Below are 13,960 nucleotides of genomic sequence, written 5' to 3' on the forward strand. Positions count from 1 at the left end.
TCGCCTGACTCACATAGAACAACTATGCTACGCAGGCTCTGCCTTGTATAAATACCAATCAAACTGCTGCAAAAACAAACTTGAAAGATAAACAGGCCCTAGTACTTTATTATTGATAGTGGTTACGATTTGTCACATAATTTGCGCCGCGTTTCAACGCGCTCTCAGCTGGGTTGTTGAGAGTTAATAATCACGTAAAGGAACTATATAATGACAAAAAATATCGTGCGTTTAGCACTAGCCTCTCTATTTACTATCTCTTTGACTGCTTGTGTTTCTACTTCTACTGAGGTTAAACAAAATACGGCATATGAATTTCCAATCACACTCTCAGCTCAACAACCTGTATTGATATTCCCGGTTTCGCTGCATGGTGTTCCAGGAAACGACCGTGAAGTGGGTTTAGCAATTACCGCTGGCGTAACGGGAAAACATGGTGCGTCTGTTGTTTCAAGTCAACAGTTATATGATGTGGTTGGTAACTTGTCTTGGACTGTGGGTGAAAACATGCGTAGACATGTTAATCAAGGTAATTATGCACTTACAGGTTCGGCTCAGCGCATTGCAGATGATCTTACAGGTGCAATACAAAAGCTGACTAAGACGCTAAAGTCGACAGGAGTGATCAAAGATAACGGGTTTAACTTTAACAGAGTGATCGTACTGCATGTTGATAGTTCTGGTGGGATCCCAGTACCGGGTGTAAATCGTGTAACGGCATTTGGCGGGATCATTGATTTGGAGAATCAAGCTGTAGTGTCTTACATAGAAAAAGACTTGGTACTGGCTGATGGATATGATGCTGTATTGGCGCAAATGCCAATGGAAATGAATGGCATCATTGAAGATCTTATCAATAAAGGTTAAGCGTCTGGCTTTACAAACAAAATGACCACGATATCAGGAGGCAATTTCCTGATATCGTGAGATTTATCCTCGCTGATGCTATCTGTTACGCTCTACGTGCATTCATCTCAGCAATAAACTTGTTCGAATCTTCAATAGAACGGTTCATATCTGCGATTAGGGCGCTAATATCACGCTTTAACCCCGTAAACTCACCTTTAATAGCGCTTACCGCTTGTGCATTTAAGTTGTGTTTAAGGTACAGCACATTATCTTGTAGTGAGTCGAGCACGGGCTGCATTTTGGCTTCACTGCTGCGCATTGAGCGAAGTAAGCGTTCAAATTGGCGTTGTGTTTGGCTTAATTGCTTAGCACTCTCGCGTTTTAAGTTTGCACTCGAATATTGCTCAAGTTCATCTTGCCATTCGTCAAATAGCGCATTAGCCACGTCTTCCACTTTGTCTATATTGCTACTTACTTCAGCTGCGGCGGCAAGGGATGATTGGTAGTCATCGTTAAGCAGGTTATAGGCTTCTTGTAATTCACCACCGTTAAAATTAATTAAGGTGGTGAGTCTTTCCAATGCCGATTGAAACTCTTTTTGTGATTCCTCTTGGGACTCCTTGGTTTCTTCGACACGATCAACCAATATCTCGCGTTTATGCACACCAAACTTTTCCATGGTGGCGTAATAGGCACTTTGGCAGCCAGTAACGAGTAAAAGTAACACTGCGCTTAAGGTGAGTTTCTTCATTTGCACTCCCGGGCTCTAGAAGGTCAATAATCAGTAAGTGGCCACGTGACCATTTAGCACTATAAATTATGGCGGGGATTGTTATGATGTGTAAAGTGATCCATGAATATTAACTTGATTATGATGCAAAGAATAACCGAAATGAAGGTCGTAGCACTGCGATTCTTACATTCTCAGCCTAGCTGGTGGCGCCGCTATAGTAAGCGGTGTATTGAGGACCAGATCACGGTCAACGCGGGCTATTTAGCGTATGTCACACTGTTATCGTTAGTCCCCTTAGTTGCGGTTGGTGTAGCCATTTTTTCGGCGTTTCCTGGATTTGAAGATACGCGTTTTGCAATTGAAAACTTTGTGTTCAATAACTTTGTGCCAACATCGACGGACACCATTAAAGAGCACATCAGTGCGTTTACTGGCAACGCGAATAAGATGACAGCTGTAGGGGTGAGCTTCTTGGCCGTCGTGGCTTTGTTACTTATTCGTAATGTTGACACCACACTCAACCGAATTTGGCGAGTGAAGCAAAAGCGCCCATTGATGATTTCGTTTGCGATTTATTGGATGGTGCTCACGCTTGGCCCTGTGCTATTGGGCGCGAGTATTGGTATGACATCTTATATCGTTTCTTTAGTGACATTTGCCGATCAAGGGATCCCAGGATTTAGTGGTGCACTAATTAAGATGTTGCCCTATTTAATTTCTATGGTTGGCTTCATCATGCTCTATACTTTAGTACCAAATACCAGTGTGTCATTTCGAGCCGCGGTTCCTGGCGCTTTGTTTGCAGCTTTGTTATTCGAGCTAACGAAAAAAGGCTTTGCATTATACATTAGCCATTTTCCCTCATACGAAGTTATCTATGGGGCGCTCGCAACAGTACCTATTCTTTTTGTTTGGGTATATTTATCTTGGATAGTGGTGTTGTTAGGTGCTGAGTTTACCGTGTGCTTAACCCAAGATATGGAAGCTGCAGGACTAGATGCAAGCTCGGAGTTTGACCCACCAGACGCGCAGGGACTTTAGCTTTTACCGATAACGGTTAGCTTAAGCCCCCAAGGGGGAGTTATGAGCTTATTGTATCAACATGGCGATGCATTGCGTCGCTTTCATCTCGCGGTAGGTGAAGGACATCAATTGGGCATAGAGGAATATGGCTGCAGTGATGGCACACCACTTATCATGCTGCATGGTGGCCCAGGTCAGGGCCATTCTCGTAATGTGCTCGGTTATTTCAATCCGCAAAAATACCGCATCATCCTGTTTAGTCAGCGAGGCTGTGGCAACTCAACGCCTGCTGACTTTGGTAATATAAATACCGCGAACCTGCTGAAAGATATTCACACCATTCGTGCGCATTTAGGGCTGCAAAAGGTTGTACTCGCTGGGGAGTCTTTCGGTGCCATGCTGGCACTTCTTTATGCTGAGCAACATCGTGAAGATGTCTTGGGGATAGTGTTGTGGTCGAGTTTTTTGGGTAATGAGGCGGATCTTCATTGGCTTTATGGTAGCCAAGGTGCCCCCGCACAAATTTATCCAGAGCAGTATCTTGCCTTTGCACAAGGTGCACAAACTGTGGAATCCTTGCTAGACCATTATCATTCGGCACTTTTTGGCGAGGATGAGTTACTCAAAAGAAAAGCAGCACAGCGCTGGTGTGAGTGGGATAACCTGATCACAACGGATAGCGATACGCAAGGTATTAGGCTCTGCAAAGCAGACAAACAGCTCAGTAAAGCACAGCATATGGTGCATTTTTTTAGTCACCAATGCTTTATCAAAAAAGAGCAAATTACAGCAGATGCACATCAGCTCAATCACTTACCTGTCTGGTTTATTCACAGTCGGCATGATTTAATGTGTCGATACGCACCGGTTTATCAGTTAGCACAAAGCATTAAGGCGCAGTTGTTGATTTTGAATGGAGTTGGGCATTGTAGTGCTAACCCCGTTTATGCAGAAGCCATAAGGCGAGCGGCTGATCTATTACTGTGCAAAATTCAGCATCATTAGCAGTCACAAGAGGTAGGTAGTGCAGGGACTAATTCAAAGGGTCAGCGAAGCAAAGGTAGAAGTAGAAGGTGAGGTTGTAGGCCAAATCGCTCAGGGGATATTGTTACTATTAGGCGTTGAAAAGCCGGATACGGAGCAAACGGCGGATAAGTTACTGCACAAGGTAAGTAACTACCGTATTTTTACTGACGACAAGGGGAAAATGAATTTAAGTTTAAAAGACATTGAAGGTGAACTATTAGTTGTATCGCAATTCACCTTGGCGGCAGACACCAAAAAAGGCATGAGGCCAAGTTTTTCGAGCACAGGAACACCTGAGCAAGCGAATACACTCTACAACTACTTTGTGACCCAAGCTAAGGCAGCAGGGTTGAAAGTCGCGACGGGACAATTTGCTGCGGATATGAAGGTGAGTTTACTGAATGATGGCCCTGTGACTTTTAACTTTAATGTTGAATAGTGATTTGACGTAAAAACTAGGGCCAGCCAGTGTTAGCGCTTAACCTCGATAATCATATTGGCGTAGTCCGGCACTTTTTCGATAAAGGGCTTTTTACCAAAGTTGGTAATTAATAAGTGTTGAAGTTGCTTGAGCTGCGACTCATGCTCAGTTAAAAAGTTGATATACAGTCGACCCCCATCATTAATAGCAGCTCTGAGTAGGCGATAAAACTGGTGCTGAAACAAGAAGATGGGAGGCTCAAGTTCGCTAAATAAATCGAGCACAATCCAATCGTAGCGTTTGCCTTGTTGCAACGCTTTAAATACATCAACACAATTAACATCGCACAAAGGGTCGCCACCAAAGTAGCGTTTGTAACAATGGATCACATCTGGGTTGTTATCTATGGTGGTAATGTGACAATTTGGATAAGTGGCATTGAGGTAATCACGGATGGCACCTGCGCCAAGACCCAGCTCCAGTACGCTAGTTGGCGGGGCGACTTGCTGCCAGCGACTCGCGAATGTTTTTAAATGAGGAAATAACAAGTGCTCCGGGTGGTTTAACTCCACAACGGATTGTAATGTGTTGTTTATCAGAAGCCATCTTAACGATTTCTCTTGGCGCACTTGGATGCTATTTCTGCCTTGTTTATGCCAATATAGCAAGTGTCCTAGCTGGTGGCTCCGGTCCACAAAATCGTTGCTGATAGTGCCTGAATGCGTAATAAATTCTCCCATGATAACATCATCATAGACGAGGATTTTGTGAATGCCAGCTTGTCCACCAGTTTTTACACTAAAGGATAAGTGTTTTGGCGCATTTTATTCCCTACACTGAGCTTATCTTGTAGGGTGTATCCGTACGAGATTCAAAGTCGTTTAACAGGCTAATAACAAAACAGGAGTCAGTGATGTTTGAGGTAACTTCACCACAAAGCAGCGAAGATTGGCAAGCCTATTACCAGTTACGCTGGCAGGTGTTAAGAGCGCCATGGGATCAACCTCGTGGCAGCGAACAGGATGATTTAGAACAAGAAGCTGAACATCGCTACATTAAAAATAATGATGGTGAAGTGCTAGGCGTAGCTAGGCTCCATTTTAACAATCATAAGCAAGCACAAGTACGTTATATGGCCGTTGCAGAAGGGCATCGAGGTCATCACTTAGGTAGCCGTTTGCTACATGAGCTTGAGGTTATTGCTTGGACGCAAAAAGCAGAAGAGCTGGTTTTGTATGCTCGAGAGCGCGCGTTATCATTTTACGAGCGTCATGGCTACGAAGTGGTTGAAAAGGCACACTTAGCCTATGGCGATGTACAGCACTGGAAAATGGTAAAACAACGACCTACAGAGCCGGGCTGGTTTAGGCAGCCAGATTGGACCCATGTATTACAAAATACTTGGCGCGAGTCTATTCCAATCAGTGATGCGATGGGGATTAAAGTCGAAAGCTATACCGACTGGCAGTTTTCCACTAAGGCTGATTTAAAAGCGAACCTCAATTTACACAACTCGATGTTTGCAGGCTCTATATATAGCATGGCGACGCTAACGGGCTGGGGGGCGACTTATTTAGCACTTAAAGAGCTTGGCTTAGAGGGAGATATTGTGTTGGCTGACGCCAATATTAAATACCTAAAACCTTTAACCACGGCACCAGCGGCAACGGTTACCATTGCGGACTGTGAAGGTGAATTAAAAGCGCTAGAGACGGCTGGCAAAGCAAAATATGTGGTGCCAGTGAATGTCTATGATGGTGACATGCTAGTTGCTAAATTTGAGGGACAGTTTGTGGTAATTAAACCGCAATAAGCAGAGAATTATTCTCAGCTTTCCAAACGAAAAAGCTCTGAGTGTTCAGAGCTTTTTTGTATTCGAATGTGCTTAAAGAATATCAGTGAGCAATACGCCAATACCAAGCCTTTGGGTATGCGTGTTGTAGTCTATTAAGCTTTCGCCGTAGCCATTAAAGTACTGTGCGTAGCCACGCAACCTTCCCCAAATCGGGAATGACCAGTCTAGCTGAATTGCACCGCGATTATCGCTGTTTAAGTTATTGCGCCACATAAAGCCAAACTCATGCTCTTCGTGGCGATATACCCCACTAAACTCAAAGTGACCTAAGTACTCATCGATATTTGGATTGTCGTCTCCACGCGGATCTAATGCATCGTCCTTATCATTTTCCGGTAAGCGGTACCAGGGTTTAAAGCTGAATACAAAGCCTCGGTTTTCCCAAATAAAATTCGCATAGATACGATTCCAAGAGCGGGAGTTTGGTTGACTGCGACCGTTAGATTGATGAGAAATCCCAAGCACAAAGGCCATCTCATCGCCCCACAGCACGTTTTCATCATCTAAAAAGTTAATCCAAAAGATTTCTGGCTCATAGTTGGTTTCACGAAATGGCGAAGACACATCTTTGTTGTACAGCTGCCAATATGATTGTAGTGTAAAAGCAAAATAAATTGCCTGATCTTTATCCGAGAAGTTTTTATAAATAGGCGCTTTTAACGAAATTTGGTATTTGGCTTCAAAATTGTCGATTGGCTCGCCATCTTCATCATCAATGGCTTTTAGACCGTCGAATGGTCTGCTGTTGACATTGGTCATATAGGACACAGGCAAAATATAATTGCGCTTATGTGGTGTTAAGACATTACGGTTTTTTTCCGTTACACGTTCACGCGCCATGCGTTTATCTAATTGGCTTAAGGTTTTATCAGCATCAGCCTCGGCACATTCGGTACGGACCTGCTCTATGGTTTTATCTTTTTCTCCAGTTAACACCGCGTTTAGCACGCACTGTTTGACTAAATCGATTTCATCTTCCTGTTGGGCTTCTTGAGCGTAAAGTGGCAAGGTAAGCAAGGCCAAAGCCGGTATTGATAAGTCTGTAAATTTCATCCTATGTGCGCCGAGAGTAAGTACAATTGATTACATTATTAACCAATGATAATGAAAGGGAAATGAATCTCGAAGGTCAAAAATGTCAGAAAGAAAAATACGTACGAATAAGAAAAAGGTGGCGGCTATCGCCGCCATACCTTAGTAAGCGTTAAGCTAAACAAGCAGAGCTTATTTGCTTTGACTTACTCTCACGCAATAAAAGTACTCAAGTTAAAGCGTTTCAACTTGAGTAAAAAACTTATAAAGCTCAGTACCTTGATTCACACTAGCAGAGGCAAAGTGCAAAATGGCGATGGCATCTTCGTCTAACTGGATCTCATTTAAGGGCGTTTCTGATAAATAGCGCTCCATTCTGAGAATTTTGGCGATGGTTTGACCCGCCTTGATATGCTCACCAAGCTTTGCCGTGTACTCCACCATGCCTCCCATCGGGGCATAAAAGGCACGATAGTTCTCTAGTCGACAGACGTAGCGGGTGATGTCTCGTGGCATAAAGTGCGCGTCTTGAAAGGCCTGTTTATGGTTTAGGTAGCTCAAAATGCTATTAGCGTCATTCAATGCTTCCGCTAAATCAATTTTTTCTTGAGAGCCAAGTTCAACCGTAAACGCTTCAGTTAATACTGGGATCTCTCGGCCTATAGCCTGATAGGCTTGCTGCAAGTTCCACCATGGACAAAAACTTGCTTCATCCATTGCTCCATCAAAGTCACTTGGAATAAGTAACACATGTGGAATATCAAAATATCGAGCGCTGTCTTTTGCATACTCAGGACAATACAGGTGTTTTGCTGAAATTGGTCCCGTATGAAGGTCTAAAACAATGTCAGCTTCATGAGCTAGGCGCTGTAAACTCAAGGCGATGCGCTTACCTGTTGTCAACCTATCTAAGGGCCCATCAAGTAGTGCCTGGGTACGCTCAACTAATCGTTGGCGAAATTGCTGAGCGATTTCTGTTATTGGTAGCGTCGGGTTTTGCTCCACAAACTCGGCAACCAACCCGGAATGGTTGATGTACATTCGATTCCAATTCGTGCCTGTAATTGGATCGAAACGCCCTAAGGTAAACTCACCAGATTTCTGATTACAACCAATCGGGTTTGCGTAAGGCACTAAGGTGATGTCCGCTTTTAATGACAATTGCTTCAACTGTTCTAGTAGCTGATAAATCACTGCATTACCTTGCACTTCGGCGCCATGCATATTCGCTTGAATATACACCTTAGGCCCACTGCCATCGCCTTTAATGCGATAGACCGGAATAGTCAAAGGCAAGCCATTGGCAATTTCACCAACCTGAATATGTTGTTGTGTAATGGTATTCATGTTTACCTCAAATAACTTGAAGCGGGCTCTGCTTCACGGACACAGCTGATTTCTCCACCTGAGATGATGTACTCTGCTGGGAGCTCATGACATAAAAAGAACGGCATACTTTCGGTGTAGCCGTAAGCGCCACACTGACTGAAAACAAGCCAATCGCCATCGGCACTGTCGCTTGGTAAGACTAGGGTGCCTAATTTATCCAATGCAGTGCAAAGTGGGCCATGAATATGAAAGTCTGTGGCCTCAGCTTGAGACTGGCGTAACAATTCAGCGGGGAAAGCTTGTCCGGTAACGGCTGGGCGCAGCAGGTGATTGACACCGCCTGCGACAATCAGTTGTTGTTCTCCGTAGTTTTGCTTTTGTTCCACCACAGGGTTGAGATAAAAACCACATTCGCCAACCGCATAGCGGCCTAACTCCATCCATAATTCTTGCACTTGCGTGGCGGTTTTTATTAATGCGAGCGTGTCTAATAATTTCTGCCAATCGAGAGAAGGGCTTTGCCTATCATAGGGAATGCCAAGGCCGCCACCTAAGTCGAGCACCTTTAGAGTAATCCCTAAATCAGCAGCGAGCTGAACTAAAGGTGCAACCATTGCCTGCCAAAGTTCAGCGAGCGTATCGCTGCAGAGCATATTGCCCCACTGGAAAATATGCAGTCCGACAAAGTCTAGGTAGGTGTAGTCACTTAAAGTTAGGGCTTGCCACTGCTCTGCGCCAAGACCAAAAGGAGTCAGCGTATTGCCACCAAGTGGATTGTGCTCTGCTTTATCAAAGCGTAACTGCACCCGCAGTAAAACTTCAAATTGAAGCTCAAACTCTTCGGCCACTTGATTTAACCAGCGTACTTGATTGTGACTTTCAGCCACGAAAATACGTACGCCTTGTGTGGCAAAATGACGGATCTGCTTTAGCGATTTGGCAGGACCTGTGTTGAGCACGCGTTCAGGTGCGATCCCTTGAGATAACACCTGATCAAGCTCGCCGCTAGATGCCACATCAAAGTTAAACCCTGCGTTATCTAGGGTTTTAATGATATGTGATAACGGATTCGCTTTTACGGCATACCAAAGCTTAACGATTTGCTGATCAACTAAGGGCTTAACATGCGCACTTAGCTTATCTAAATCGTAGCAAAAGAATGGCGTATCTTGTTGCTGGATCAATGCCTCAGCTGCAATTCGCTGTGACGTGCTCAACCAAGTCATTAGCGTAGAACCTCTTCCAGCGCCAGTGATGCATCACTTTGTTCATCACGGTATTTTACGATAAGTGCGCATGACATACTTAGTCCTTGCTCGCGCGCCCACTCACTTGAGGCTGGACGAGAGCCTGGGATCACTATCGCGTTTTCAGGGATGGCTTCACCTTTGTCAAGCAAGCGCTCGTTCACGCAGTCATAGACAGGAATACTTGCTGAAAGGCGCACACCCGGTGCTAATACGGCACCGCGTTTAACAACAACCCCTTCAACCAATACACAGCCTGCACCAATAAAGGCATCGTCTTCAACAACAACAGGACTGGCTCCAACCGGCTCTAATACACCGCCCACTTGTACTGCTGCGCTAAGGTGGACATTTTTACCAATTTGCGCGCAAGAACCAACCAACGCATGACTATCTACCATAGTACCTGAATCAATATAGGCACCAATGTTGACATAAGCCGGTGGCATAATGATTGTGCCCGCTGCGACGTAAGCGCCACGTCTCACACTGCTTCCGCCAGGAACCATACGAACGCCATCTTGGGCAGCAAATCCGCGTGGTGCTAAGTTGTCTTTATCAACAAATCCACCCGGGAATTCCGTATTTACGCCATTTCTAAATGCTTCAAGGATCCCTTGTTTTACTTCTACATTAGCATGCCAATGGCCTTGCTCATCCTGTGTTGCAGCACGTACTGTGCCATTTTCTAAATCGTTTAGTAGGGTTAACCAGCTCATGTTTACTGCCTTAATTCCAAGATAAAATCGTTTCGTTCGCGCGAGTGATCGCATCGGTATGGGTGAGTTCCAAATGTGTCAGTGGCGGGCGCAAGTTTGGACTTGTGAGCTTCCCTTGCAAGTGCATTAACACTTTGACTGGTATGGGATTTGCCACTGCAAATAAGCTATTTGCAGCTTCTGACCAAGTGGTAAATAAATTAGGAGAGGTGCCGCTTAACGAGCGCCTTACAAATTCTGCGGTTTGCTGTGGCCATGCATTTGCCGCAACAGACACTAGCCCCGTTGCACCTGCTTGTGCAAAGTAGGGCATTAAGCCATCGTCGCCGCTATAGATGGCGACATCAGGTGCTGCCTGACGAAATGCTTCAAAGGTGGCAATATCACCACTGGCTTCTTTTAGTGCCCACAGATTAGGGTGGCAAGCTAGTTCGCCGAGTAGGTCAGGGGCGATAGCAACGGCACTGCGACCAGGTACATTGTAGAGCATGCAAGGGTTGTGGCTCTCATCGAGTAGTGTGCTAAACCAATGCGTCAGACCAACTTTGCCGGGCTTTGCGTAGATTGGTGAGCCAAGTAAGAGTGCATCAATGGGCTGCGTATTACAAAAGCGCACCCATTGTGTTTGCTGCTCAAGATTACTGCCGCCAACGGCAACCATGAGTGGTACGCTTGGGGCGAGCTGGCAAACAAACTCAACGATTTGTTGCTGCTCTTGTTGGGTAAGCGCAAGGCCTTCGCCGGTACTGCCTAGTAAAAGAATACCGTTACGAGCTTGCTCTTGATCGCGTACAAGCGTCGTTAATGCGCCAAAATCAACCTGATTTTCAGCATCAAAAGGCGTTACTAAAGCAGTCCACAACGGATAGTCAGATAAATTGAATTGTGATTTCATCTCTACCGAACTTAAATCATGTTCGGAGTTAGGAGGGTGTCCAAACTTCGAACTGTTAAAATTCGAAGAGCAATGGACTTAAAAAGGATAAGGCAGCCAATGGCCTTATTTTTCTAAGACCAGAAGCTCTCCACCAAGTATGTTGGTGACAGTCGCTGGGATTCAGCCCAGTCGCCCGAAATGAGTATTAGCAAACAATAACTCAATTTCTCGGCGTATATTCCCCTCACTAAGCTGCAACGGAGTTTGCTCTCCTTCACTTAGTTACCTGAATAACGCACCTCTTCCAGCCCTCAGTTTGACGCCGTAGCATCAAACTATCTAAATAGGGTGAGCGCGCATTGAAACATTTTGGCCGTCTAGGTGTCAAGCATCAGACTGTAAATATTACGATTGTTAACTACACTTAGCATTGCAGCTGAGACAATGCGATGAGATGAAAAACAAAAAAATGTCGTTAATAAATAAAGTTAAAAATCGTTATATCGGGGCATTACTAGCTATGGCTATATTGCTGTCGATGGCGATGGGGGTTATGCAGTATTTACTGTATCAGCAGAGCCAAGACGCACACGTAATTAATATTGCGGGTATGCAGCGGATGCTGTCCCAACGTATCGCACTTTTCAGTGCACAAGAGGATAAAATAGACAGTGAGGTGCTGCGTCAAACCATTGATAAATTTGAAAGTAATCATGAGTTTTTAACTAAAACAGAGGGAGGAGAGGCTATTTATTTGAATGAGGCGCTTGCAGCGCTTTACTACCAAGAGCCAGTGCAATTGGATTTGCAAAGTAATACTTTTATCACTTTATCAAGGTCTCAGTTACAGCTATCCACTCCTCAACTGGTGGAACAAATCTTTACTGCATCTCAGCATATACTCCCAAAACTGAATGAGGCCGTTTCACTATTCGAGCAGCAAGCGCGAAGTAAGACAGAGATGGTGAGGAAAATTGAATTGTTAATTTGGCTGCTCGGACTGTTGCTGCTGTTTATAGAAGCGAAATTTGTATTTCGTCCAATGGCACAAGAAATTGCTGAGACACTTGATAAATTAGAGGCGGCAAGAAAGCTTGCCGACGATGCACTACACTCAAAATCACGATTTTTAGCACGCGTTAGTCACGAGCTAAGAACGCCATTGCAGGCTATTCATGGGTATTTAGATGAATATCTGAGTAACAAAGAAATCCAACACTTACAGCATGTGAAAAGCGCGGCAAATCAATTGGATGTATTACTTTATTCGGTTCAAGATTTTAATAACCTTTCCGAGCAAGAAGTGGTAATTGAGCGTCATCAAGTCGCGTTGCGAGAAGTAATAAAATCAGCCTGTATTGCCTTTCAACTAACCGCACACAAGAAATCTCTCGCTTTTAATTTGGCATTGAGCAATGAGTTAGATGTGACCTGTTATTGTGATTGTAAGCGTGTTGGTTGGTTGATCAGTGAATTGGTCAATAATGCAATTAAATTTACTGAGCGTGGCAGCATTCAAGTATTTGCGGATCTGGTTGTAGATGAAGATACGCCATATTTAGAGTTTGTTGTTGAAGATACTGGGCCTGGGTTCGACTATCAGCAGCTACGAGAAGCTGTGCATAGCGAACATTTTCAAGGGGCGCAGTTAGGGCTTAAACGTTGCCAATTACTCACCTCAGCGCTTGGGGGACGATTAGATTTTATTGAGAGGGAGCCAACGGGTACAAGAGCAACCTTGAGAGTTCCCATTGAAATTGACAACCAACAGACATTGGCTCGTAAAATGAAGCCGGTGTCAGCTCGCATTTTGCTAGTGGAAGATAACTTACTAAATGCGCGCGTGATTGAAAAAATGCTCCAGCCCGTAGCCAAACAAGTAACGCATGTTGAACATGGTGAAGGTGCCCTTGAAGTATATGAGGTGGGTAAGTTCGATATCGTGCTAATGGATTTAAATATGCCTGTGATGGATGGCTTTGAAGCCACTGAGCGTTTGAGAAAGCTAGATCCAGCTGTGCCTATTTTGGTCGTGACCGCAAATACCAATGCGGAGGATCTGGATAAGGTCTACGCACTTGGCGCAACGGCTCATTTGTATAAGCCGTTGCAACCGGATGTGCTGCATAGCAAAGTGGCGCTATTACTGAATAAGTGTGGAGACTTAGTCTCGTCTTAAACGAATATTTCCAACTCCGACTTCTGCATCGATGGAATACTGGCCTTGACCACGATAGTCTGTTGTCGAGCCAACCATACTCTTTTCGGAAGTTTCTACATTGCCAAAACCCGACATTGCTGTTTTACCAACACCTGAATCTAAAGACACTTTTTTGAAATCGGTGGTGGTAGTCTCAATTTTAATTTTTCCTACGCCTACCTCTAAATCAGCAGAGTTATTAAGATCTTGAATATCAATTTTGCCAACACCAACCTCAACATCTAAGGCCAAATTAACAGGCACCTTAACTTGCCAAGATAGTTCATAATCATCTGAATTGATCTCAAGTGATAATTTATCCCCTGATGTGTTGCTGTTTAGGGTGGCCTCACTCACATCTGGTTTACCAAACCAACTGTCTGACTCTTTCGGTTCAACCAAAATTTCGACCTCTATGGTGTCGCCGTTGTAAGTTTGTAGGTCGATTTTACCTACGGCAATATCCACTTCTAACTCGGCTAGGCTATTGCTTGGGAATGATGCTGTAATGGTTTTTGAATCTTCTGCTTGTGCAGTCATTGCCGCTGCACTTAATGCTAAAACTAACGCTACCTTTTTCATTATTTTTTACCTTCAACGAGAGTGTTTGAAAGGTAAGTCGCACATAAAAATGAAAAGGTTTAAAAAG

At 44.4% G+C, this 13,960-nt stretch carries 14 protein-coding genes and 1 riboswitch; of the genes, 6 read left to right on the forward strand and 8 right to left on the reverse strand.

The features are described from left to right. Nucleotides 1–210 precede the first annotated feature (210 nt). A complete protein-coding gene (locus NH462_RS14980; RefSeq protein WP_253106386.1) occupies nucleotides 211–867 on the forward strand; it encodes a hypothetical protein in 657 nt (218 codons plus the stop codon). Nucleotides 868–952: 85 nt separating this feature from the next. On the opposite strand, the gene NH462_RS14985 is transcribed toward NH462_RS14980, so the two are convergent. Next, nucleotides 953–1,600, reverse strand: a complete 648-nt coding sequence (locus tag NH462_RS14985) for a DUF2959 domain-containing protein (RefSeq protein ID WP_010376354.1) — start codon at nucleotides 1,598–1,600, stop codon at nucleotides 953–955. 141 nt (nucleotides 1,601–1,741) lie between these two features. Between NH462_RS14985 and NH462_RS14990 the strand changes: the two genes are divergently transcribed. From NH462_RS14990 to dtd, 3 genes are read left to right on the forward strand one after another with little or no spacing between them, the layout of a single operon-like run. Next, on the forward strand, nucleotides 1,742–2,623 hold the full coding sequence (locus NH462_RS14990; protein ID WP_102057833.1) for a virulence factor BrkB family protein: 882 nt from the start codon (nucleotides 1,742–1,744) through the stop codon (nucleotides 2,621–2,623). A gap of 42 nt (nucleotides 2,624–2,665) precedes the next feature. After that, nucleotides 2,666–3,610 (forward strand): alpha/beta fold hydrolase, encoded by a 945-nt coding sequence (locus NH462_RS14995; RefSeq protein ID WP_253106388.1) that lies wholly within the window; start codon nucleotides 2,666–2,668, stop codon nucleotides 3,608–3,610. A gap of 19 nt (nucleotides 3,611–3,629) precedes the next feature. Beyond that, complete coding sequence (gene dtd, locus NH462_RS15000; protein ID WP_253106389.1) at nucleotides 3,630–4,070, forward strand: D-aminoacyl-tRNA deacylase; 441 nt, start codon at nucleotides 3,630–3,632, stop codon at nucleotides 4,068–4,070. A gap of 32 nt (nucleotides 4,071–4,102) precedes the next feature. Here dtd and NH462_RS15005 read toward each other — a convergent pair whose 3' ends face one another. Then, on the reverse strand, nucleotides 4,103–4,792 hold the full coding sequence (locus tag NH462_RS15005) for an SAM-dependent methyltransferase (RefSeq protein WP_010376350.1): 690 nt from the start codon (nucleotides 4,790–4,792) through the stop codon (nucleotides 4,103–4,105). A gap of 173 nt (nucleotides 4,793–4,965) precedes the next feature. On the opposite strand from NH462_RS15005, the gene NH462_RS15010 reads away from it, so the two are divergent. Continuing rightward, on the forward strand, nucleotides 4,966–5,865 hold the full coding sequence (locus NH462_RS15010) for a bifunctional GNAT family N-acetyltransferase/hotdog fold thioesterase (protein WP_010376349.1): 900 nt from the start codon (nucleotides 4,966–4,968) through the stop codon (nucleotides 5,863–5,865). 72 nt (nucleotides 5,866–5,937) lie between these two features. Here the strand turns inward: NH462_RS15010 and NH462_RS15015 are convergent, their stop codons facing one another. The 5 genes from NH462_RS15015 to dapA form a co-directional block, all read right to left on the reverse strand. Next, the gene (locus NH462_RS15015; protein ID WP_253106390.1) at nucleotides 5,938–6,960 is read right to left on the reverse strand and encodes a phospholipase A; all 1,023 of its coding nucleotides are present in this window, start codon (nucleotides 6,958–6,960) and stop codon (nucleotides 5,938–5,940) included. Nucleotides 6,961–7,173: 213 nt separating this feature from the next. Beyond that, nucleotides 7,174–8,286 carry a M14 family metallopeptidase gene (locus NH462_RS15020; protein ID WP_253106392.1) on the reverse strand — a complete coding sequence of 371 codons (1,113 nt, stop codon included), beginning with the start codon at nucleotides 8,284–8,286 and terminating at the stop codon, nucleotides 7,174–7,176. A 2-nt stretch (nucleotides 8,287–8,288) separates the two neighbouring features. Next, nucleotides 8,289–9,494, reverse strand: coding sequence for a PLP-dependent decarboxylase (locus NH462_RS15025; protein ID WP_010376346.1), 1,206 nt, complete (start codon nucleotides 9,492–9,494; stop codon nucleotides 8,289–8,291). Beyond that, nucleotides 9,494–10,234 carry a 2,3,4,5-tetrahydropyridine-2,6-dicarboxylate N-succinyltransferase gene (locus NH462_RS15030; protein ID WP_010376345.1) on the reverse strand — a complete coding sequence of 247 codons (741 nt, stop codon included), beginning with the start codon at nucleotides 10,232–10,234 and terminating at the stop codon, nucleotides 9,494–9,496. The genes NH462_RS15025 and NH462_RS15030 overlap by 1 nt, the downstream gene beginning before the upstream one ends. A 10-nt stretch (nucleotides 10,235–10,244) precedes the next feature. After that, entirely contained in the window at nucleotides 10,245–11,129 is an 885-nt protein-coding gene (dapA, locus tag NH462_RS15035; RefSeq protein ID WP_010376342.1) for a 4-hydroxy-tetrahydrodipicolinate synthase, read from the reverse strand. A gap of 115 nt (nucleotides 11,130–11,244) precedes the next feature. Next, a riboswitch (Lysine riboswitch) is annotated at nucleotides 11,245–11,423 on the reverse strand. Nucleotides 11,424–11,565: 142 nt separating this feature from the next. Between dapA and NH462_RS15040 the strand changes: the two genes are divergently transcribed. Beyond that, on the forward strand, nucleotides 11,566–13,290 hold the full coding sequence (locus NH462_RS15040; protein ID WP_253106395.1) for a response regulator: 1,725 nt from the start codon (nucleotides 11,566–11,568) through the stop codon (nucleotides 13,288–13,290). Here the strand turns inward: NH462_RS15040 and NH462_RS15045 are convergent. After that, nucleotides 13,276–13,893: a hypothetical protein gene (locus tag NH462_RS15045; protein ID WP_010607762.1), complete on the reverse strand. Its 618-nt coding sequence runs from the start codon at nucleotides 13,891–13,893 to the stop codon at nucleotides 13,276–13,278. The genes NH462_RS15040 and NH462_RS15045 overlap by 15 nt on opposite strands. Between the last annotated feature and the right edge of the window lie 67 nt (nucleotides 13,894–13,960).

Origin of the sequence: Pseudoalteromonas sp. OANN1 (assembly GCF_024124685.1) — a bacterium.
Lineage (GTDB): Bacteria > Pseudomonadota > Gammaproteobacteria > Enterobacterales > Alteromonadaceae > Pseudoalteromonas > Pseudoalteromonas piscicida.